This window comes from uncultured Cetobacterium sp. (assembly GCF_945952365.1).
Lineage (GTDB): Bacteria > Fusobacteriota > Fusobacteriia > Fusobacteriales > Fusobacteriaceae > Cetobacterium_A.
This window is the reverse complement of record NZ_CAMFHX010000003.1, coordinates 37,818-59,432: the sequence shown is the minus strand read 5'-3', so window position 1 is coordinate 59,432 and position 21,615 is coordinate 37,818. Positions and strand designations below refer to the sequence as shown.

Here is a 21,615-nt window from a genome sequence, read left to right as displayed (position 1 = left end):
TTTCAGTTATATAATGATTATATCATATAATCTAGTGTTTTTTTAAGGTTTCTGTTATAATTAGGTTAAATATTTTTCGGAGGTGTTTTATGAATAAAAAAATTTTTATAATGTTAGCTAATGGTTTTGAACTTATTGAAGCAATGGCACCAGTAGATGTTTTAAGAAGAGCTGGATTAAATGTAGTTACTGTATCTACTTTAGAGAATACTTTAGAGGTTGAATCAGCTCAAAAAGTAAAAGTTATAGCTGATATTAATATTGAAAATATGAATTCAGGAGAGGGAGTAATGGTTGTTATACCTGGAGGATTCCCTGGATTTGTTAATCTTAGAACAGATGAAAAAGTTATTAAAATTGTAAAAGAATATTTAAATGATAATAGATACGTTGGAGCTATATGTGGTGGACCAACAATTTTAGGAGTTAATAATTTAATCTCAGATTATAAATTCACTTGTCATACTTCTGTAAAAGAGGATATGAATAGTTTAAACTATTTGGAGGGGGATGCAGTTATTGATAGAAATTTAATAACTTCTCCAGGGGCCGGAAAATCAGTTGAGTTTGGATTTGCTTTAGCTAGTGTTTTCGTTGATGAAGCAACTATTCTTAAAGTGAAAAAAGGAATGGAGTTAGCATAATAAAATATAGCTTTTAAAAATAAAATGAAGAGATAAAAAATCTATCTCTTCATTTCTTGTTATATATTACTCTTCATCCTCTTCGTCTTCCTCATCGAAGTCTTCCTCAAAGAATCCGTCGTACATCTCATCCTCTTCTTCAACTAAAAGAAAATCTATTTCTTCAATACAATTTTCTAATTTTAAATTCTCTGGTAACTCATCTTCATTTAGGAATTTGAAATCTTCATCCTCTAATGTTGCTAAGAATAAGTGAGGTAAGAATCTATCAAATTCACTCATGTAAGTTGTAGCACCAAAAGCTTGACCTTGCTTTGAATTTTTATTTAACTCTCTAGAGTATTTTGTATGATTCGAACAATCGTGAACAACAACTGGCCAATTCTCTTCAACTGCTGCTTTCATAAGTTTAAATGTAATCTCTCTAGACCATAGAGGTGATATGTATCCTCTTCTAGCCATATACATTTTCTCTCCAACATAGTTGTTTATGTTATCCTCTCCAAAATGAAGTTCAGCACAGTTTATAAAATCTATTCCTGTATTTAAAATTGCTTCCTTTTTCTTTAAGAACTCAGAATAAAACTCTGGAGTCATTGGAGTCTCTATTCCTACCATAGGAATATATTCTTTTGCCATTGCCATATTCTCTATAACTTTATCACTACATTTTACAGCACCTAAATTAAATCTTAACTCGTTTAATCCAGCTTCTCCTAATTTTTGTAGATTTTCTCTTGTGCAAAGAGATCCATTTGTATACATATGTTGATATACTCCAGCATCACTTAACTTTTTAATGATACCGTAATATTTTTCAATCTCTAAGAACGGCTCTAAGTAAACATAAGCAATTCCACTTGGTTTTTTCTGTATTGATAATAATAGGTCTATATCCTCTTCATAGTAAAGAGTTTCTCCTATCTCCCACATTCCATCAGGAATAGGTTCTTGATTATCTATATTATCATGATAGTAACAGAATTTACAAAGTAGATTACACTCATGAGTTTTTCTTATTCCACCTAAACCGTCACCAAATAAGCAAGAAACACATCCTTTTGGAAACTTTTGTTGATCTCCAACAAAAAATGTTCTTCCCTTTAAATCTTTTAAATCTCCAATTTCAGATTTCATATCAGCATGTTTTTTATTTACAGCTAACTCTATCTGTCTCATAGTTGATTCTATAATTGGGCTAAATCTTTTATAAACTTCTGTTTTATCTCCTGAAAGAGATGATAAATGACTAAACCACTCTAATGCTTCTTTTTTTGAAATTCTCATTATTTTTTCTCCTATTCTCGATTACTCTAATTATTTTGCTGTTGCAAATGCTAAATCTATAATTTTAAATCCATCAATAGCAGCACTGATAATTCCACCAGCATATCCTGCTCCCTCTCCTATTGGATAAAGACCTTTCGTATTGATTGATTCTCCAAGTTCATTTCTAGTTATTTTCACTGGTGCAGAAGTTCTTGTTTCTGGACCAATTAAATTTGCATGCTCACTTATAAAGTTTCTCTGTGTTTTTTCCCAATATCCCATAGCTTTTTTCATATTGTCAGCTATAACTTTAGGGAATAAACTGTTTAAGTCATGACTTTTAAGTTCCATCTCATAACTTGACTCTATTTTTCTATTCGTTTTCTTATCTTTTAAGAAATCCAATGTATTTTGATAAAGAGCTCCGTAGTTCCCTACTTCGTCATATGTCATTTTCTCTAATCTATCTTGGTATTCCATTCCAGAGAACAGTTCATCTCCAAACTCATTAGCTTTTACACCAACAACTAAAGCTGAGTTAGAAAATCTTCCATCTCTTGTAGAATAACTCATTCCATTAACTAAACTTCCACCCTCTTGTGATGCTGCATTAACTATTACTCCACCTGGACACATACAGAATGAGAAAACTCCTCTCTCCTCTTCTCTATTGTTATAAGTTAAGCTATATGTTGCAGCTTCTAAGTTAGGATGAGATGCCATTTTTCCATATTGCATAGTATCTATATCAACTCTTGGATGTTCAATTCTAGCTCCAATAGCAAATGGTTTATTTTCCATGAAAACACCTTTAGAGTGTAACATTCTATAGGTATCTCTTGAAGAGTGTCCTATTCCTAAGACAACATGATCAAATAGTTCAGTCTCTTCAATTAAAATTTGTGATTTTAGATTTTGTATTTTTAAACCTTTAACCACTCCATCTAAAATAACTATATCTTTTATAAGAGTGTTAAAATGAAACTCTCCACCCATTTTTATAATTTTTTCTCTTAGATTTTTTACTACAACTTTTAAAACATCTGTTCCAACGTGTGGTTTATAATCCCAAAGAATTTGTTCTTGAGCCCCATTCTCTACTAATTCTAAGAAAACTTTATTCATGTATCCACTTTTAACTCTAGTATTTAGCTTTCCATCAGAATAAGTTCCAGCTCCTCCCTCTCCAAATTGAATATTTGAGTTTGGATTTAACATACTAAATTTTATAAACTCATCGATAGTTTTATCTCTGTCGTCTACTTTTTCTCCACGTTCATATATAATAGGCTTTATCCCTAATTCACATAATCTTAATGCCGCGAAAAGACCTGCTGGCCCTGCACCTATAACAGCAACTCTTTCTACTCCTGTTTTTCCAATTAATGTATCCTCTATAATCTCTTTAGCTAAATTCACATTTGTTAAAGTAGATAAATCTACATCTTTTTTTAGTGTTACTTCTATATTGTAAACAAATTTTATCTCTGTTTTTTTTCTGCTATCTATTGATCTTTTAGAATATTCTATTCTTTCTATATTCTCTTCTTTAATACCTCTTTTGATGATCTCTTTTTTCAGTTCAAGGTTTTGATCTCTCTCAATAGAAACATTAATGTTGTTTATAACGATTTTCACTTTACACCTCTTTTTCAATAAAAAAGCTTCGAATGTTATTCTCCAAAAGAATTGTATTCGAAGCATTCCATAATTATCCTATTTTCTCCTCTAAAGTTTTACCAACTCTAAATTTAACAACTTTTTTCTCTTTTAATTTCATTTTCTTACCTGTTTGTGGGTTTCTTACGCTTCTGGCTGCTCTAGTAACTACTTCAAATTTTCCCCATCCGATAAATGATACTGGTTCACCTTCAACTAGCTTTTGTTCAACTAAATCTAAAAATAACTTAACTGCTTTCTCTGCATCTTTTTTAGTGTATTCACCTGTTTTTGCAAATAATTCGATAAACTCTTTTTTAGTCATTGTTACCCTCCTTGAACTATTATAAAATATAATATACAAGAAACCAAAAACTTGAAAACCCTTGATTTATGGTATCTTTAAACCGATTATACTCACTAAACCCTTAAATGTCAATACTTTATAGATATTTTTTTGTTTTTTTTATTTTAATACATTAAATAATACCATAAAGGTACATAAAAAGCAATATATCTAACATTTTAAAGACTATTTATTATTTTATAATTCCTCTCTCTTTATATGATAAAAATTGAGGAAGCATGTATTTTTCATACAATTCTGGAGTGTACTTCTTTATAACCTCTGCTCTTTTTAAAACCATTTCTAAAGGAGCATTGAATTTTCTCCAAGTATGACCATCTGAAGTTAAATTTTGCATAAACCCTTGATACCTATCACAAACATTAGCAAACTTAGCTTCATTACTCTCACACGCTTCAAACTCTAACCATAGATTTAAGAAATACTCTTTTTGATCCTCTGGTAGGAGAGAGAAAATTTTAACAGCAGCTTTCAACTCTTCATCTGCCTTATCAGGTCTTACAGCACCAAAAGCAGGAGTATCTCCAGCATAAATTTCGACTAAATCATGAATCAAAATCATTTTCAGCGATTTTTCTAAATTTACCTCACCTTGGAAGTATTCTTTTATAGTTAAAGCAACTAAGGCCATATGCCAGCTGTGCTCTGCATCATTTTCCTCTCTTTTTCCTTCAACAACTAAAGATTGTCTAAAAATATCCTTTATTTTATCGATTTCAAATAAAAATTCCATCTGCTTTTGTATTCTTTCCACTTTAACACACAACCCCTTTTTTTAGTTTCGTTTTTATTGTCTATAACGCTTTTTTTGCTCTTCTATATTTTTTGTTCTTGCGTTTATTTTCTTATTGTATTTCTTTTTAGGTAGTTCTAAGGCTGACATAACTCCAGAAATATACTCAACCTCTTTTTCAGGAATATTCATTTTTATTTGCTTTTGAATATCTATTAACATCTCTGTATTTCTATCCGTTACAAATAGGTATGAATCACCTTTTTCACCAGCTCTTCCTGTTCTACCTATTCTATGGATATAACTTTCAACATCCTCTGTTATATCATAGTTAAATATATGAGTTACTCCTGTTATATCTACTCCTCTAGCTGCAACATCTGTTGCTACTAAGAATTGGAACTCTACATCTTTAAAAGCTTTCATTATTTTTTCTCTTTTAGCTTGTGGAATATCACTATGTAATTTCTGACAAGAATATCCTCTAGCTGAAAGTTCCTCTTCTAAACTATCCACTCTAACTTTTGTTCTACAGAAAATTATTCCCATAAATGGATTTGTTTCGTTTAGTAAAGAACAAAGTGTATCTAGCTTTCTTCTATCACTTGTTTTGATTACATACTGATTTATATTTGCTAATTTATTTTCCTTACTTTCAATAACTATATTTACTGGCTCTTTTGTAATTCTATATGCCATTTTTTTAACTGTCGAGTCTATTGTTGCTGAGAAACAAAGTGTTTGTCTTTTTCTATTACAAACCTCTATTATTTTATCAATTTCATTTCTGAATCCCATAAGAAGCATTTGATCTACTTCATCTAAAATTAGAGTTTTTATTTTTAAAAGGTTTATTGCTTTTCTTTCTATTAAGTCAACTAATCTTCCAGGTGTACCAATAACTATATCTACTCCTGTTTTTAAATTCTCAATCTGACCTGCTATCTCTCTTCCTCCATAAGTTAGAAGTATTTTCTTATTCTCAAAGTTTATTTTTTCTAACTCATCAGCTATTTGAATAGCTAACTCTCTTGTAGGAACAATAATAAGTCCTGAGGGGTCTTTTCCAACTGTTTTAATTTTTTGTATTAACGGAATTCCAAAAGCAAACGTCTTTCCACTTCCTGTTGAAGCTTGTCCTATTACATCCTTATCGTTTAAAATAACTGGAATCGCCTCTGTTTGAATTTCTGTTGGTTCTTTTATACCTTTTTTAGCTAAAAGCTCAACTATATTTTTATTAACTTTTAATTCATTAAAATTATTCACATATTCTCCTTTAAATCTATATATTCTTCAATTGTTTATTATAACATTTATCTCTAAAAAAAGAAATAAATAAACATAAGTTTAATTCTGTAATTTTAATCTTTGACTTTTGTAAAAAATCTGTTAAAATATATTTATTTATTTTTTTTATATTTAGGAGGAATTTGTAATGCAAGATTGTCTAAGCGGACAAAAATATATACTAGTTTTTGGAGCTTCTGTTGTTGATATGTTTGGTTTTTGCAACTCATCATACAAAGCCTGTGATTCTATTCCAGGGAAGATAAAAATATCTTTTGGAGGAGTTTCTAGAAATATAGCTGAGAATATGGCTAGAGTTGGAGTTAAAACAGGGAAAACTAATTTCATATTAGATCCTATCTCTTCTACTAAAGCTGAGAAGGTAAAACATCTAATTAAGTATTTCCACACTATAAAGCCTAACAGAGTTGAAGCAGAGGTTTTATCTGGAATAAAAATAAATACTAGAGAAGACCTAGAGAAAGTTGGAAAACATTTCCTTTCTTTAGGAATTAAAAATGTATTTATCAGTTTAGATGCAGATGGAATCTATTATACAAATGGAACTGAAAGTGGAACTTTAAAAGCTACTGGAGTTACAGTTAAAAATGTAACTGGTGCAGGAGATTCTTTCGTTGCTGGATTAGGATTTGGTTATATGAATGATTTATCTATAAAGGATACTGTTAAGTTCTCTATGGCTATGTCAATCGTAACAATCTCTCACGAGGAAACTATTCATCCAAAGATGGGGCATGAATTAATTCAGGAGATTATAGAAAAAACAAATTGGATAGAAAATTAAAAAATGGACTACATAGTCCATTTTTTATTATTTTTTATTTTAATTGTTTTTATTCATCATCTAACATAAATTCATTGAACCTCTTTTTGTCATTCAACATTTTATTTTTACTTTTTTCTTTGAAGTCCTTTTTCATTTTAAGAACTTTCTTTTTATCCTCTTTGCCTTCTTCTCTTCTAAACTCTCTTGGGATGTAATCCATTTCATCATCTTCAAATTGATTAAAGTTCATTCTTCCGTTAGCCATTTTAATCTCCTTTTAATTTTTGAGAAAGTTTTAAACTTTCTACTAAGATATTTATTATATTTTTCTTGTTTTGTCAATAGCTTTTTAATCAATTTATTATACCTACATTTAAATATTTTTCCTTTTTTGAATAGATATATTATTTTTAATATATCTATATTATATAATTATTATATTTGTTAAATTTATTAATTTCATATATACTACATTCAGTACATTATTTCCTTATGATGTATAGTAAAGTGTGTGTGTGGTGAAAAATAGGTTCTTTGAAAAAAAGGACCTATTTTTCTTTTTATAGAAAAATAGGTCCCTTCTTATATAATATCTTTAATTTTATTCGTATATTCTCATTTTGAAAAGTGCAAATTGAGAGCCATTGTATTTATTTAAATTTTTATCTACCATTATCATTGTTACAATAGCTGCTATTAAATCACATATTGGTTGAGCTAACCAGATTCCAGTTAATCCATACATTCTAGAGAAAATCATAATCAATGGAATTAATAGAATTACTTGTCTTAATAAACTTAAGAACATCGCAGCCTTTCCCTCTCCTATTGCTAAGAAATAATTACTTCCTGCCATTCCTATTGCGATTGACGGCATTGCCATTAGATAGATTCTCATTCCATGAATTGATATAGCCATAATATCTGGATTTTTATTGAATAATCCTACTATTGTTGAAGGGAAAACTTCTACTAAGAATAGTGCAACTCCAAAGATTATTATTCCTGACCATGTTGCTATTTTATAAGCCTCTTCCATTCTTTTATATTGTTTAGCTCCAAAGTTATAACCAATAATAGGTTGTGCTCCCTGCGAAATTCCATAAACTGGCATGAAGCAAAGTAGCGCGACAGCATTTACTGTTGCCATAGCTCCGATTGCTAAATCTCCACCATGTAGTTTTAAAGCATTGTTATTTACAACTTGAACCATACTTGTAGCTAATTGCATTGTAAATGGTGATATTCCAATTGCTAAAATCAGTTTTACAATATCTTTATCTAAAGCTAAATTTGATTTTTTTATTTTCAGATTTGATTTCTTACTCATATAGTATGCAAAAGATAATATCGCTGTCATAACTTGTGATAATACTGTTGCTATAGCAGCTCCTTTAATTCCTAATCCAAAAGTAAATATGAATATAGGATCTAGTATTATATTTACAAAACAACTTATAACCATTATTGCCGAACATATTTTTGGATTTCCATCAGCTCTTATTGTACTATTTAATGCATATCCCATTATATTAAAAACAGTTCCATAAAGAATAATTGTTATATACTCTCTTGCATATTTAAGTGTACTTTCACTTGCACCAAAAGCTTTTAATATAGGATCTTTATATACACTTCCTAAGATCGTTATTACTAATCCTAAAATTATAGATAGGGTTATTATATTTCCCATTATTTTTTCAGCACTATCTTTTCTTTTTTCACCTAACTTGATTGAAATATTTGCTGTAGCTCCAATACCAATCAGCATTGAAAATGCCAAAGCGATTGTAACTATCGGCATAGTTATTCCCACTCCCGTTATAGCTAAAGCTCCAACATCCTTCATATTTCCTATAAATATTCTGTCCACGACATTGTATAAAGCACTTACTAGCATACTAATTATGGCAGGAATAGAATACTTTACAAGTAGCTTCTTGATGTCTCCGTTGTGTAGGGTTAATTCTTGTTTCACATTGTCCTCCTTAATTTTTTCTTATCCCTTCATCATAACATTTTTTTTAAAAATATGATATAATTTATTTATTTTTTTCAGGAGGTTTAGCATGGAGATTTTTAAAAATAGTTGCTCTTTAGATTGCTTTGATGTTTGTAAAATTAATGTATATAAAAAAGATGGGAAAGTTATAAAATTAGAAGGTAGTACTGAAAACTCTTTAACAGATGGGTTTTTATGTTCAAAAGGATTGAAACATTTAAATCGTTTATACGATGAAAATAGAATTTTAAAACCTCTTTTAAAAGTAGGAGAGGGATTTAAAGAGATCACTTTTGAAGAAGCACTCTCTCTTATAGCTTCAAAATTGAAAACAATTAAAAATAACAATTCAACAAACTCGATTATTCATTATAGTGAATCTGGAGCTGGTGGATTATTAAAAGGAATTCACGATATATTTTTTAATTTTTTAGGTGGTATTTCAACTTCAACTGGTGGAACTTGTTGGTCGGCTGGATGTGCTGCTCATGATTACGATTTCGGCGGTAGACAAACTAGTGATTTAAGCGATATGAAAAATGCGAAAGTTATTATCCTTTGGTCAAGAAATCCTGCGGTTACTTCAATTCATCTATATAAAAAACTTATTGAAATGAAAAAATTAGGAATAAAAATAGTAACAATCGATTTTAGAAAAAACGAAACATCTTCAATTAGCGATCTTCATATAAGTTTAAAGGCTGGAAGCGATGGTGCTCTTGCTTTAGCTTTAAGTAAATTAGCTATAGAAAAAAATATTATCGATTTAAATTTTATAGATAAAAATGTATTCGGATTTGAAAAGTTTTCAGAATATCTTTCAACTTTAGATATGAATGAATTGATAAACGAATGTGGATTATCCAGCGAAAAAATAATGCAGCTATTTGATTTCATATCTCTTGGAAATATTATGACTTTTATTGGTTATGGAATGCAAAGATATGTGAACGGTGGAAATAACGTAAGAGCTATTGATGCTTTAATGAGTATAACAGGGAATATTGGAAAAAATGGAGCTGGAGTTTTTTATTCTAGTAAAATCTATCCTCAAATACTGAATAGAGACCCTTACAACAGTTCAAAGCATGCAATCAATTCTAGAGAGTTTAAAATAACTGATTTTTCAAATTTTGTAAACAGTAATAAAATTGAAGCTATTTTTATTAGTAAAGCTAATCCTTTAAATCAACTTCCAGATTTAAATAAAACTTTATCAGCTTATAATAGCATACCATTTAAAGTTTGTTTTGATATGTTTTTAACTGACACAGCTAAAAATAGTGATCTTGTAATTCCTGTTACAAACACTTTAGAAAGCGAAGATATAATTTATTCCTCTATGCTTATGCCATCACTTATGTATAATGAAAAAGTTGTAGAACCTGAATTGAAGGAGATGGATGAATATTTCTTTTTCCAAAGTTTAGCAAAATTAATGAATTTAGAAAACTATCCTCTTGTTTCTAAAGAGCAATATCTAAATAAAGTTTTGGCGCCATTAAATATAACTTTAAATGATTTGAAAAAGAAGGATATCAATATTCAGAATGGACATATTGCTTGGGAAGATAAAAAATTTGGAACACCTTCTGGAAAAATAGAAATTTACAGCCAACTAGCTTTAGGAGAGGGAGCTGAAGCAATGCCAATTTTTATGAAAGCACATAAAAGTTCTAAAGAGTATCCTATAAGGTTAGTTACACCTCATGCTAAAAACTCTTTATTTAATCAACATATAGGAGATGCTAAAGAGATATCTCAGATATTTATATCTAGTCAAAATTCTGAAGGATTAAAGGAGGGGGAGTTTGTTACTGTTTCATCTCTCAATGGAAGTATAAACTCTGAAGTTAATATCGATTTGAATCTGAAAAAAGATGAAGCTTATATCTTTATGCAGTGGAGCAAAGCACAAGGTAATCCTAATTTCTTAACAAATAGTTTATCTTCTGATATCGGAGGACAAGTAGCTTACTACGATACTTTTATAAATATAAAAAAACTCTCTGTTTAAATCCTGTAAATGAATTTGACTTTTGAGTTCAAAAAAAATATAATAATTTTGAAATTTATTAAGTGACTTAATCTCAGGAGGATTTATGGAAATTTTAGCACATAGAGGAGCTTCTGGAACTGCTCCAGAAAATACAATTGCAGCTTTTAAAAAAGCTATTGTTGACGGTTGTGATGGATTCGAATTTGATGTTCAACAAACAAAGGATGGAAAGATGGTTGTTTTCCATGACTGGACATTAGAAAGAACTTCTAATGGGAGTGGATATGTTAGAGAACATACTTTAAAAGAGTTAAGACAATTAGATGCTGGAAGTTGGTTTTCTGAAGAGTTTAAAGGAGAAAAAATCCCAACTCTAGAGGAAACATTAGATTTAATTCCAGATCACATGTTAATCAATATAGAGTTAAAAGAGGAGTATTCTCGTGAAAGAGGCTCTGAAAAAATTTTAGTAGAGATAATACAACAATATCCAACTAAAAATATTATAGTATCATCTTTTAGTCACAATCTTTTAAAAAATATAAAAAGTCTAGATCCATCTATTAAAATTGGAATTTTAGTAGAAAGTACTCTTGTTAATTTAGATAAATATATTGAAAATTTAGGATTTGAATTAAGTGCATATCATCCTGCAAAAAGTTTTATTCTCCAAGAGGATGTAAATTATTTAAATAGTAAAAATATTGATATAAATGTTTGGACTGTCAATACTTCTAAAGATGCCAAAATTTTAAAAGAGATGGGAATTACTAGAATAATTACAAATTATCCAAAAGAGATTAAAGAGTAATAATTTATTGACATTTTATCTCCATTAAGATAACATAAGATATTAGATATGATTATCAGAAGTATTTAAAGGAGAAAATGTAATGGAAAAAGAGGTTAAAATTTTAAAAGCTTTAGCTCATCCACTAAGATTAGAAATAATCAAATTACTTTCAAATGAAGAGAGCCTTTGCGTTTGTAAAATACAAGATTTTTTCAATGCAACACAATCTAACTTATCTCAGCATTTAAAAATTTTAAAAGAAGCTGAAATTTTAGATTCGAAAAAAAGTGGTGGTTGGGTTTATTATAACTTAAAAAATAAAAAAGTAATTGAAATAATCAATATTCTAAAGGATAGTTAATCTATCCTTTTTTCTTTTTTAAAAGCTCTATATTTTTCCCATTTTTCGCTATAATGCCATCCTCAACCAACTCTTTCAAAACTTTTCTTAAATGTCTATCAGAAATTTTTAAAAAACCAGCCATCTCTATATATTTAATACCCTCAATTTTATTGTGACTTGAAAGTTCATCTAAATAATCCAAAACCCTTTCTTTTAGTGGCATCTGATGATAGTTTAAGACGTGTCTCATTGTTGTTGTTAATTTGTTAGTAATCGTTCTCAAGAGTAATTCATATAACTCGTCATTTTTAGAAATCATTCTTTTGAAATCCTCTCTTAAAATTCCAATCACGGTACAAGGAGTTAAAGCTTCAACATTAACATTAATATTTTTATTTTGTATATACTCTATCTCGCCTAAAATTTGTAATGGTCTACAAAACTCTATTACAACTTCTTTATTTCCATAGAATGCTGAATAAATCTTTACTTTTCCTTCTACAAAAAAATATATAATTTTACTTTCCTCTTCTACTGAAAATATCATCTCTTCTTTTTTAAATCTTTTTATAAAAAATTTATTCAAAAGTTCTTTCTTCATATATGTTTCTAGATTATACTTTTTTAAATAATAATCTATTTCATTTTTACTTTTCATAAACAATCACCCTTTTTTCAGAACCGGATATATAGCCGGTTTATTTATATAAAACTATGATACTCTATTTATATACTAAAAACAAGGAGATTTTATAATGTTAGAAAGATTAGAAAAAGAAAAAATTAGTAAACTTATTATCCAATACTCTCTTCCGGCTTTAGTTGCTATGGGAGTAAATATTTTTTATAATTTAGCAGATAGGTTTTTTATAGGGTATTACATTGGAAGAATGGGAATTGCAGGTGTTAGTTTGACAATGCCAATTTCAACATTCAATTTAGCTACTGGGCTTCTATTTGGAATTGGATCCGGTGTTCTTATGAGTATTAATCTAGGAAAAGGGGATTTAAAGCGTGGAGAATGTATTCTTGGAAATGGATTTACTTTACTATTTTTAATAGGGATACTTCAAACTATTTTACTATTTTTATTTACAGATAAAGTTATTTTAGCTTTAGGTGGAAGTGGAGAGCTCTTCAATTATACAATGAGTTATTTAAAACCACTTTCACTTGGAATATTTTTACAGGTTATGTATGTTGGAACCAATGAAATGATAATTGGGAGTGGAGCACCTAAAAAAGCTATGTTGATTGGTCTTATAGGATGTTTAACAAACATTATCTTAGATCCTATTTTTATCCATATTCTTAATATGGGTATGAAAGGGGCTGCATTAGCAACAGTTATTGGAAACTTTATGGCTGTTATATCACAATTAATCTATTTAAGCAGATATAGCCAACATTTAAAATTAAAAGTTACAAATTTAGCTTTAAAAATTGATCGAGTAAAGGAACTTACAACAATAGGAGCACCCGCTTTCTTAGTTCAATTTTTCACTGCTTCAGTTGTTGTCATAACAAATATTATTTTAAAAAGATTGGGTGGAGATTTATATATAGCTACTTTTGGAATTCTGAGTAGTTTATACCTTATAGTATTTTTACCAATTGTAGCAATTTATCAAGGGACTCAACCTATTCTTGGATATAACTATGGAAGAAATAATTTAGCGAGAGTTCAAACTATATGTAGGAAATCTCTGCTTTACAGTAGTATTGTTGCTACTTTAGGATTTTTAGTTACTGTTTTAGCTAGTAATTCTCTTATGGATATTTTTGCTAAAACGGATTATCAATTAAAATTAGCAGCAGTAAATAGTTCTAAAATTTATTTTTCAATGATTTTTCTTTTAGGTATTAATGTTATTGGTGCTGGATACTTCCAGGCTATTGGAAAGTTTAAAACAAGTTTAATTTTAAATATTTCAAAGCAGTGTATTTTAACAATTCCATTAATTTTTATATTATCTTGGAAATTTGGAATAAAAGGTTTATGGTTAGCGACAGCTGTTACAGAATGTTTAATGGCTTTTATTACACTTATGTATCTAAAAAAAGATAATGTTAGAATTTTTTCTTAGTTTTTTATAGTATTTTAATTATAGGACTAATATTGAAATGTTAAACAAAAGACCTGCAATTGCAGGTCTTTTCAATTATTTATAATTCTATATCTCCTATATCTAACTTTTCAACAAAAGAATATGTAGAGTTTATCTTTTTTAATACGAATATTTTTTCTTTTTCAATCTGCCCACCAAAATCGTTATAGGTCTGATATTTTACCTTCTGAGCAAATATATTCTCATCTAGCTGAACGACTTTATCAGCTTCTAATACCTTTATCGCTGGAGTATTAAAATAATCTCCTAGTGCAAAGGCCACTCCTGTCTTATATGAAGTCTTTGGTGCTGAATAACTTAATGTGGAAAGTGCTAATAAAAATAAAACCGCTTTTTTCATAGTGTGTACCTCCCTATGGTATTATTATTCATGATATAGATTATACCCTATAGCTTTATATTTTTGAAATATAATTTTTATATGCATATCATTTCATAATAGTGTCTTTTGTATATTTACAAATCAAATTATAAGAAAATATTTTTTCTTGAATTAACTCAAAAAAAGCCTTATACTATAATATAGTAAAAAAATTTGATGGAGTGTTTATGGATAAAATAATTTTTAAATTTTTTAATAGCTTTAAAGGAAGAAAATTAAATTCTCATGATTTAAAATTAGCTATTAAAAAAGCTATGAATCTAGGAGCAACTACAGAGGATCTACTTCTTATTATAAATTTAATCAAAGATACAAAAAATAAAAAATATAAATTAAATAAAAAATGTTTCTTTATACTTACAACTGCAATTGTTTATGTTATAACTCCTATTGATGCTGTATCTGATATTATACCGGTCGCTGGGTGGGTTGATGACGCAACTCTTATAGGATATGTAGCTCGTAGCTACGCTGACGTTTTACGTGAATATAAAGAGTTTTGTAAAAATAATACTTTAGAGTGACTAGAAGATTTCTAGTCACTGTTTTTATAGTTCATCTACTTTAATTTTTTAAATTAATATATACGTCAAATTATTGTATTCAATCTCTTTTCCTTTTCCTTTGAAATTTCCAAGTTTAATATTTTTGTTACTCAGTATTCTTTTATCATCAAGAGTAGTATAAACAGTATATAGCTTATTTTTAAAGAATTCACATCCATCAGCATCTAAAATAGTTATATCTAGATCAACATTTTTTATTTTTTCTTCATTAAAACTTTCTAAAATATATAGTAAACGCTCTAACCAACCTTCATTAAGTAAAAGATTTCTAATTTTACCACACTCAATTTTTTTTAAATCAGACAAATGAGTAGCTCGATTTCTCATTTCAATTATTCTATTTTTCATTAGTGTATCTATAAAGGTTTTGAACTCATAAAGATTTCCAATTTTTTCTATTAAGCCACCAAAAGTTAGCTTTTCATAAAGATTTAATTTATTTTTAATCTCTAATTCAAGAACTTTTACATAGTTAATATATATAGGTGAATAGTCCATCTCAATTTTTTCATTTAAAAATAGATATTCCGCAGTCGCTAAAGCTTTTATGCTATCCTCTGTAAGATTTGGGTATTTGCAATCTAATGATTTCTTTAAAATTTCAAAAGAGTGATTTTTCAAATTTGTATTTTTAAGTTTTTCAAATTCTCTCTCTAAATTTTTAAGTTCCTTTCTCAAAAATTGATTTTCTTTTTCCAATTCATTATTTAACTTCTTAGCAGCCTTATTATCATAATCATTCATATCAAATTGATAAAAATGATTTATAATATCCTCATATCCTTTAGTCATAGTTTTCATAAATTACCTCCATAGTTTGTTTTATTTTATTTGTTTAACATTTAACAAGGTAATTATAAAATATTGTTCTGGCAAAATTTCATAGATTTTTACAAAAAAAGCCAAGTATAAAACTTTTATACTTGACTTTCAAAAATATTACATATAAATTGGATTTATTTTTAAAATATATTTATTAACAGATCTACCACTTTCATCTTTAGCTATAGTTTTTTTATACTCTATCAAATTTTGATCCTTTAAAAAAGTAGATTTTGTAGGATAATTATCTTCAATAATATGACTAATAAACTCATTGAAGGTTTTTACAAACTTATTAAATCTAGAAATCAATGTGTCTTGTTGAGAATCTGTATTGTTTGTATTTTCAGAATCTATTAAATCCTTAAATTCTTCATTAGAAAGTTCACCATTAATTTTTCCAAATAAAGTAATTAGAATTTTTTTATTTTTCTTTTTGTTTGAAAAATCCTTTAAATTGAAAGAACTATGATACATATTTTCTCTTAGATTGTATTCTTTGACTAAATCAATTTCAATTCCTTGTTTATCAATATGTAATATTGTATTTTTTAAATAAATAGTTTTAGGTAAGCTATAAAGAATATAATCATAAAAAATTTCTAATTCTAGAGGATGAGTTTTAGGTAACTCTTTATAAGTAACTAATATGAAGGCAGTAAATGTATCTAGTACCTTATTAATGTTGATAATATCTTCAAACTTATCCGCATTAATTAGTATTAAAATATTATCTTTTTCAGTTTTAGTTAAAATTTTATTTGATTTTAATATGTCACAAATTATAACTTTAAATATTGGATTTTCATTAAATTTTTGTTTTAAATAATTAAAGACTAAACTTAAAAAATTAATATACTGAATTTTTTTATCTTTAGTTTCTAAAAATTCATTTAACTCTTTTATAAATGGTTTAAGTTTAGTTTTTATACTTGCTCTATATTTGGTAGAACTAATCGAATCTATAAACTCTTTTATAGATTCTAAGAAAGATTCATAAGACATAAGTGAATCAATATTAAAAATAGTTGCTATTTTTTCAAAAACATCAGCTTCTTCAATATTATTAATAGAATTTGCTAAATCTGAAGCTTCTTCAAATTTATAGTTTTCTAAAAAATTATTTATTTTATTTATAATAGTTGAATTTTTCAATTGAGGAAACTCAATATAGTTTAAAGTATCAACTCCAGGAACTCTTTTAGTAGAATCTTTTAAATTTTGACTTTGCCACGTTATTAATCGAGTCCCTTGATCTATTGAAAATTTATAAAGAGAATAACCTACCATTTTAGGACCTAAGGTATTATCAATAAGGATATTTTTGTTTTCAATATCATTATTTGTAATCTCTTTTAATAAAAGATTGTAAACACCTTCATAATCATTAGGATCAATATCAATAACTTTAATATTAAGATCTTTAGATAATATTTTCATTTTACTAATTTCATTTTTACACTTCTCAATACTTTGAGGTGTAGCAAGAAAATAGATATTTTCTATATTTTCAAAAATTTGAAGATTTTTTTCTAAAATAGAGTATTCATACTTTCCAATATCAGCTAAACTAAAAAATGAAATATAAGTACTAATATTCTCAATATCTATTTGAGATATTTTTTCTTTTTGCTTTTCAATATTTAAATTTTTTAAATTGAATAGAAAATCTTCCTCTATAGGGTTAAGCTCTTGATCTGATATATATTTATTTACAGCTCCAACTCCAACTTCATCTAACTCGGGACAAAGTTGTTTTATTTTATCAATATAGTTTGTCACCTATCTCTCAACTCCTTCTAAATTTTCAACTAAAACTTGTCCAAATCCAACGCTACTCTTAGTTCCAACGCCACAATAGAAAGCAAAGTTAAGTAGTTTGTTTATATCTTGAATAAAGTCTTTATTTTTACTATCTATTCTAACAATAAGTTCTCCTACGAATCCCTCTATAAAAAATTTATTTAAATACTCTCTTTTTAATTTCAAATCCATCTTCTCATAGTTAATCTCATTTAAAAACTCCAATATACTTTCATCAATTTTTTCCTCTGAATAAAGGTTATACTTAGTTAGAAGGGATTTGAAAAGTAGATTGATTTCAGGATATCTTATAAAGAAATCTCCACTTTTGAAAAGTGTAGGAGTTTTAAATGTTAATTTGTATCTTTTAGATGTTGAATCTATCTTGTCCATAACTCCTGAATATCTACTATCTTTATAAACAATCTCTTCAATAGAAAGGGGGATATTTTCAATAAATATCCCCTTTGATAAAAGTATGTTTTTACATATTTCACTAGAGAAGATCTTGTATATCTTATCATTTAAGAATGTAGCTCTAAAAAGGTAATCCTTTCCCTCTTCAAGTTTAAATCCACGGCTACTTGTTCCAAAAATATTTGAAACTGTAAACTCTTTGGGAATATCTTTATCGTGAAGTTCTTGGGCAAGTTCATTATCAGCTTCTTTTATTATATTTAAAAAAGCAGCATGAAGTTTTTTACCTGTAAAAAATTTGAATTCTCCACTTTTTTGAGCTTTAATTCTTATGAGTAAACTGTAAAACATTTGTACCCTCTCCTATTTATAATCTTGAATTTTAGGTAAAATTCTAGTTTTATCATTTGAAAACCAATTTAGAGTATTAAAATCTCCAGAACTAGTTTTAGTTTTTTTATTAAATTTTTGTTCTTCAGGGAATGGACTCTTAGAGAAATCTAGTTTATTAGTTTGATTTAGAATAACTTTTAAGTCCTTCCATTGATCTTTGTTTTCAAGATTAAATTTATTTTTAAAACTATCTACAAACTTTTGTTTATCTTCACTTTCAACATATGAAGAATCAAAAGATTCATACCTATTTTTAGATTGAAGTAAAAGATTAGTTACCTTAACTTCTGAGCTACCAAAACCAAGAGCTTTAGCTTTTCCAAACTTATGAAGCATATCATTTTCCAACTCTAAAGTTAAAAGAAGAAGTCCTAACTCATCCTCTTTTAAATTTTTAAATGACACTTCAAAGTTAAATTCGTTTCCAGAATTCATGAACTGAATACTAGAGTTATGCTTTTCCTCTTTTTCAGGAGTAATAGAAGTTTTAAACTTAGAATAATCAGTATTAAGTTTATCTTTATGATGCCAATAGAATTTTCTACCTCTTATTTTAGTTTTATCATCATATGTTCCATTTTCTAGATAGAAACCTGTTAAAGTAGGATGAGGCTCACCCAGAGATTTGATAAGAATAGGTTTAGACTGAATATTAGCCTTATCTTTATCAATAGTAGCATCTTTAAAGAAAACTCTTCCTTGAAGAGAAATCTTATCCTTATCCTCTTCTTTTTTATCCTCATTGTTGTTACCAGTCATTCCAAATATTCTACAAGCAAAACAAGCATCCTCAAAAGTATCACAAGCTTTTAACTCTTCTGGCACTAAATCATATGGACTATATTTATATCTCAATCTTGGAATTTCAGAAAAAGCAAGATTTTTAGCATTTCCATTTTTATCAACTTGGAAAATAATTGGATCTCCAGATTTTATATCTTCTATATAAAACTCTTTTCCACTCTTTTTTAAATCTCTTTCACTTCTTTGTTTTAAAAGATATTGAATATCTTTGTATTCATCCATAGTAAATTTAAATGATTTTCCATTTTGAGTTGGATAAAGTATTTTTTCATGTTTCTTACTGAAAATGTCAGAACTTATCCAAAGAATACCCTCCATATCTTTTTTTCCATTAGTAATCTTTCCAAAATCATTACTGTTATTTATATGTTCATAATTCTTTATTAAATTAGATAGAGGTAAGTCATAAATATTTTCTTTTCCCTTGCCTCTTTTATCTTTGTATTCAAAAGGAAGAGCTTCAGTTTTAACTTTTAAAACAGTAGCCTGAACAATAAGTCCATCCTCATGTTCTGTAGGAAGTCTTTTAATTATTCCAAAAACTCTATCATTAAATGCTCCAGCACCAAGCCTTTTTTCAAGCCTCTCAGTTTCAATATTAAGTAAACAGCTATTAGATATAGCCTCTAAAACACTTCTAAAGCTACCTTTTAAAGAACTTGCAGGAATAATATACTTTCCATCTCTTTTATAGAACATCTCTTCAGAATGATCATTAGATGTCTTACTACTTTTAGGTTCTGGGAAAAATAGTGGCGATCTATTAGTTAAAGTACAAACTATCTTTCCAGAAAGTTCACCTTTATCAATTGCTTCTCTTTCAACTTTTTCTCCAACTCTAACAAAGTTATATGGATAACTGAAAATCATGTTAGTTTTATTTAAACTATTAGTAACAGAATTAGTTATAGATTTTAAGTTTCCAGAATGTGAAGGAATATTTTTTGCTACACTTTTTTCTTTAATAAATTCCAATCCTCTAAGTTTTTTTATAGAAATATTTTTATTTTCTAAAATTATATATTCTACTTCAGAATTTTTAGCAAAAATATCATCTGATAGTATTCTTGCTGTATTTTTATCTATTTTATAAATTTCTTTACCTATTTTAATCTGACAATTTTTTAAATCAACATTTTGTATCTTTCCTTTTGCCACAACTACCCCTCCAGTCCAATAAACTGTATTTTTTCAACTCCGCCAATTAACCCCCTACGGAATTTAAGCTTTCTCTCCACAGAGTTTCCAACTACTTTAGTAATCTCTTTTTCATCAAAGAACATAACTGCTTCTTTAGCCTCAGAAGAAAAATCACTAGCCTTTATCTCTTCAACAAAGTACTCATCTTCATCAATTTTTACTCCATAAACCATAATAGAATCATTAAATATATAGAACTTATAAGGAGTAGCTTCTTTTAGAGACTGAAGCTCTGTAACATCTTTAGAGATTGTTATTCCATTCTGCTTTTCATAATCAACTAGTATAGTGTTAAAGCTCTCATTTATATTTAAGTCATTAATAACAGTATCCAAATTTTTTATCACTTTAATCACCCAACCACTTTCTTTAGAATTTCAAAATTTTTCAAAGGTTCGTTCTCTTTTAATTTATAAACTTTATATAGGTAGTCTTCTCCTAATTTTAAAGATTTCTCTGTGTCTAGATTAAAGTTAGAACTATCTAAAGTTAAAGAGCTATTTTTAAACTCCTTATATTCCATACTTTCAATAGATAACTCAATCTCTCCAAATCCTCTAGTTTTAGAAGAACCAATTCTAACATCACCATCAATACTATCTCTTATTGCAAAAAGCAAAGCTTTTAATTCATGTTTTTCAATATTTTTAATAGTTAGCTCAGTTACAAAAGCATCAGTTGTATATTCAAATTGTAACGGAACAACAGCACCACCAGTAAATCTATCTATTGGCGTAATTGATTTAGGTTCCTCTTTTTCAACTTTGGGACCTTTCTCCTCTTTTCCATGTTTTTTAAAATAAGCATCATCTATATGAAGTCTACTTTTAAGATTTTTAGCTCCAAAAAGTTTAGATATTTTTAAAGATTTCTCCAAGAAAACATCCTCACCTTTTTCTTTTAAAATATCCTCCATATAATCTTCATAATCATATACTTTATCATCATTTTTATACTTTCCCTCTGGAATCTCTTTAAACTTATCCTCTTCTAAGTTAAAGTGGTCATACCAAATTGAATAGAAAATATCTTTTAACATACCTTTAAGAGTTGAACCAGGAATAAATGCCTCTTTACTACCAGCTGTAGTATTCCATTGAATTAGATTTCCCTTCTCCTGAACATCATCACTAGCCTTAATTAAAAGAGGAGATTTAGGAGTAATTTTAAGAGATATTTTTATCTCATTTTTATTAACATTAAACATAGCATC

General features: G+C 27.8%; 22 protein-coding genes. 7 read left to right on the top strand and 15 right to left on the bottom strand.

All coding sequences use genetic code 11. The features are described from left to right. The first annotated feature begins 89 nt into the window (after positions 1–89). Entirely contained in the window at positions 90–644 is a 555-nt protein-coding gene (locus tag Q0O83_RS01590) for a DJ-1 family glyoxalase III (RefSeq protein WP_294093495.1), read from the top strand. Between the two features lie 66 nt (positions 645–710). On the opposite strand, the gene Q0O83_RS01585 is transcribed toward Q0O83_RS01590, so the two are convergent. The 5 genes from Q0O83_RS01585 to Q0O83_RS01565 all read right to left on the bottom strand — a co-directional run bounded on the left by Q0O83_RS01585 (position 711) and on the right by Q0O83_RS01565 (position 5,941). Beyond that, complete coding sequence (locus tag Q0O83_RS01585) at positions 711–1,931, bottom strand: radical SAM protein (protein WP_294093493.1); 1,221 nt, start codon at positions 1,929–1,931, stop codon at positions 711–713. 30 nt (positions 1,932–1,961) lie between these two features. After that, complete coding sequence (locus Q0O83_RS01580) at positions 1,962–3,551, bottom strand: FAD-dependent protein (protein WP_294093491.1); 1,590 nt, start codon at positions 3,549–3,551, stop codon at positions 1,962–1,964. A 73-nt stretch (positions 3,552–3,624) separates the two neighbouring features. Then, entirely contained in the window at positions 3,625–3,897 is a 273-nt protein-coding gene (locus Q0O83_RS01575) for an HU family DNA-binding protein (protein ID WP_294093489.1), read from the bottom strand. Positions 3,898–4,111: 214 nt separating this feature from the next. Continuing rightward, positions 4,112–4,693 carry an HD family hydrolase gene (locus tag Q0O83_RS01570; RefSeq protein WP_294093487.1) on the bottom strand — a complete coding sequence of 194 codons (582 nt, stop codon included), beginning with the start codon at positions 4,691–4,693 and terminating at the stop codon, positions 4,112–4,114. Between the two features lie 33 nt (positions 4,694–4,726). Beyond that, on the bottom strand, positions 4,727–5,941 hold the full coding sequence (locus Q0O83_RS01565; RefSeq protein WP_294093485.1) for a DEAD/DEAH box helicase: 1,215 nt from the start codon (positions 5,939–5,941) through the stop codon (positions 4,727–4,729). Between the two features lie 169 nt (positions 5,942–6,110). Between Q0O83_RS01565 and Q0O83_RS01560 the strand changes: the two genes are divergently transcribed. Further along, complete coding sequence (locus tag Q0O83_RS01560; RefSeq protein WP_294093483.1) at positions 6,111–6,767, top strand: PfkB family carbohydrate kinase; 657 nt, start codon at positions 6,111–6,113, stop codon at positions 6,765–6,767. 49 nt (positions 6,768–6,816) lie between these two features. Here Q0O83_RS01560 and Q0O83_RS01555 read toward each other — a convergent pair whose 3' ends face one another. Together Q0O83_RS01555 and Q0O83_RS01550 are read right to left on the bottom strand one after the other, a co-directional pair. Further along, entirely contained in the window at positions 6,817–7,014 is a 198-nt protein-coding gene (locus Q0O83_RS01555) for a hypothetical protein (protein ID WP_294093480.1), read from the bottom strand. A gap of 336 nt (positions 7,015–7,350) precedes the next feature. Further along, on the bottom strand, positions 7,351–8,727 hold the full coding sequence (locus Q0O83_RS01550; protein WP_294093477.1) for an MATE family efflux transporter: 1,377 nt from the start codon (positions 8,725–8,727) through the stop codon (positions 7,351–7,353). Between the two features lie 91 nt (positions 8,728–8,818). Here Q0O83_RS01550 and Q0O83_RS01545 point away from each other — a divergent pair, with 91 nt between their 5' ends. From Q0O83_RS01545 to Q0O83_RS01535, 3 genes are all read left to right on the top strand, one after another. Beyond that, a complete protein-coding gene (locus Q0O83_RS01545; protein ID WP_294093474.1) occupies positions 8,819–10,768 on the top strand; it encodes a molybdopterin-dependent oxidoreductase in 1,950 nt (649 codons plus the stop codon). A gap of 85 nt (positions 10,769–10,853) precedes the next feature. Next, complete coding sequence (locus Q0O83_RS01540) at positions 10,854–11,561, top strand: glycerophosphodiester phosphodiesterase (protein ID WP_294093472.1); 708 nt, start codon at positions 10,854–10,856, stop codon at positions 11,559–11,561. Positions 11,562–11,643: 82 nt separating this feature from the next. After that, positions 11,644–11,904: a metalloregulator ArsR/SmtB family transcription factor gene (locus Q0O83_RS01535; RefSeq protein WP_294093470.1), complete on the top strand. Its 261-nt coding sequence runs from the start codon at positions 11,644–11,646 to the stop codon at positions 11,902–11,904. A gap of 1 nt (position 11,905) precedes the next feature. On the opposite strand, the gene Q0O83_RS01530 is transcribed toward Q0O83_RS01535, so the two are convergent. Next, entirely contained in the window at positions 11,906–12,544 is a 639-nt protein-coding gene (locus tag Q0O83_RS01530) for a Crp/Fnr family transcriptional regulator (protein ID WP_294093468.1), read from the bottom strand. Positions 12,545–12,641: 97 nt separating this feature from the next. On the opposite strand from Q0O83_RS01530, the gene Q0O83_RS01525 reads away from it, so the two are divergent. Next, the gene (locus Q0O83_RS01525) at positions 12,642–13,973 is read left to right on the top strand and encodes an MATE family efflux transporter (protein WP_294093466.1); all 1,332 of its coding nucleotides are present in this window, start codon (positions 12,642–12,644) and stop codon (positions 13,971–13,973) included. A 79-nt stretch (positions 13,974–14,052) separates the two neighbouring features. Here Q0O83_RS01525 and Q0O83_RS01520 read toward each other — a convergent pair whose 3' ends face one another. Further along, positions 14,053–14,355: a hypothetical protein gene (locus tag Q0O83_RS01520; protein WP_294093464.1), complete on the bottom strand. Its 303-nt coding sequence runs from the start codon at positions 14,353–14,355 to the stop codon at positions 14,053–14,055. A gap of 209 nt (positions 14,356–14,564) precedes the next feature. Here Q0O83_RS01520 and Q0O83_RS01515 point away from each other — a divergent pair, with 209 nt between their 5' ends. Further along, positions 14,565–14,921, top strand: a complete 357-nt coding sequence (locus Q0O83_RS01515; protein WP_294093462.1) for a DUF1232 domain-containing protein — start codon at positions 14,565–14,567, stop codon at positions 14,919–14,921. Between the two features lie 48 nt (positions 14,922–14,969). On the opposite strand, the gene Q0O83_RS01510 is transcribed toward Q0O83_RS01515, so the two are convergent. The 6 genes from Q0O83_RS01510 to Q0O83_RS01485 all read right to left on the bottom strand — a co-directional run bounded on the left by Q0O83_RS01510 (position 14,970) and on the right by Q0O83_RS01485 (position 21,609). Next, a complete protein-coding gene (locus Q0O83_RS01510) occupies positions 14,970–15,764 on the bottom strand; it encodes a hypothetical protein (protein WP_294093461.1) in 795 nt (264 codons plus the stop codon). 138 nt (positions 15,765–15,902) lie between these two features. Beyond that, complete coding sequence (locus Q0O83_RS01505) at positions 15,903–17,567, bottom strand: hypothetical protein (protein WP_294093459.1); 1,665 nt, start codon at positions 17,565–17,567, stop codon at positions 15,903–15,905. Beyond that, positions 17,568–18,356, bottom strand: coding sequence for a CRISPR-associated endoribonuclease Cas6 (gene cas6, locus Q0O83_RS01500; RefSeq protein ID WP_294093457.1), 789 nt, complete (start codon positions 18,354–18,356; stop codon positions 17,568–17,570). A 12-nt stretch (positions 18,357–18,368) separates the two neighbouring features. Further along, positions 18,369–20,360: a TIGR03986 family CRISPR-associated RAMP protein gene (locus Q0O83_RS01495; RefSeq protein WP_294093455.1), complete on the bottom strand. Its 1,992-nt coding sequence runs from the start codon at positions 20,358–20,360 to the stop codon at positions 18,369–18,371. 2 nt (positions 20,361–20,362) lie between these two features. After that, complete coding sequence (locus Q0O83_RS01490; protein WP_294093453.1) at positions 20,363–20,749, bottom strand: hypothetical protein; 387 nt, start codon at positions 20,747–20,749, stop codon at positions 20,363–20,365. 5 nt (positions 20,750–20,754) lie between these two features. Beyond that, a complete protein-coding gene (locus Q0O83_RS01485; RefSeq protein ID WP_294093449.1) occupies positions 20,755–21,609 on the bottom strand; it encodes an RAMP superfamily CRISPR-associated protein in 855 nt (284 codons plus the stop codon). Between the last annotated feature and the right edge of the window lie 6 nt (positions 21,610–21,615).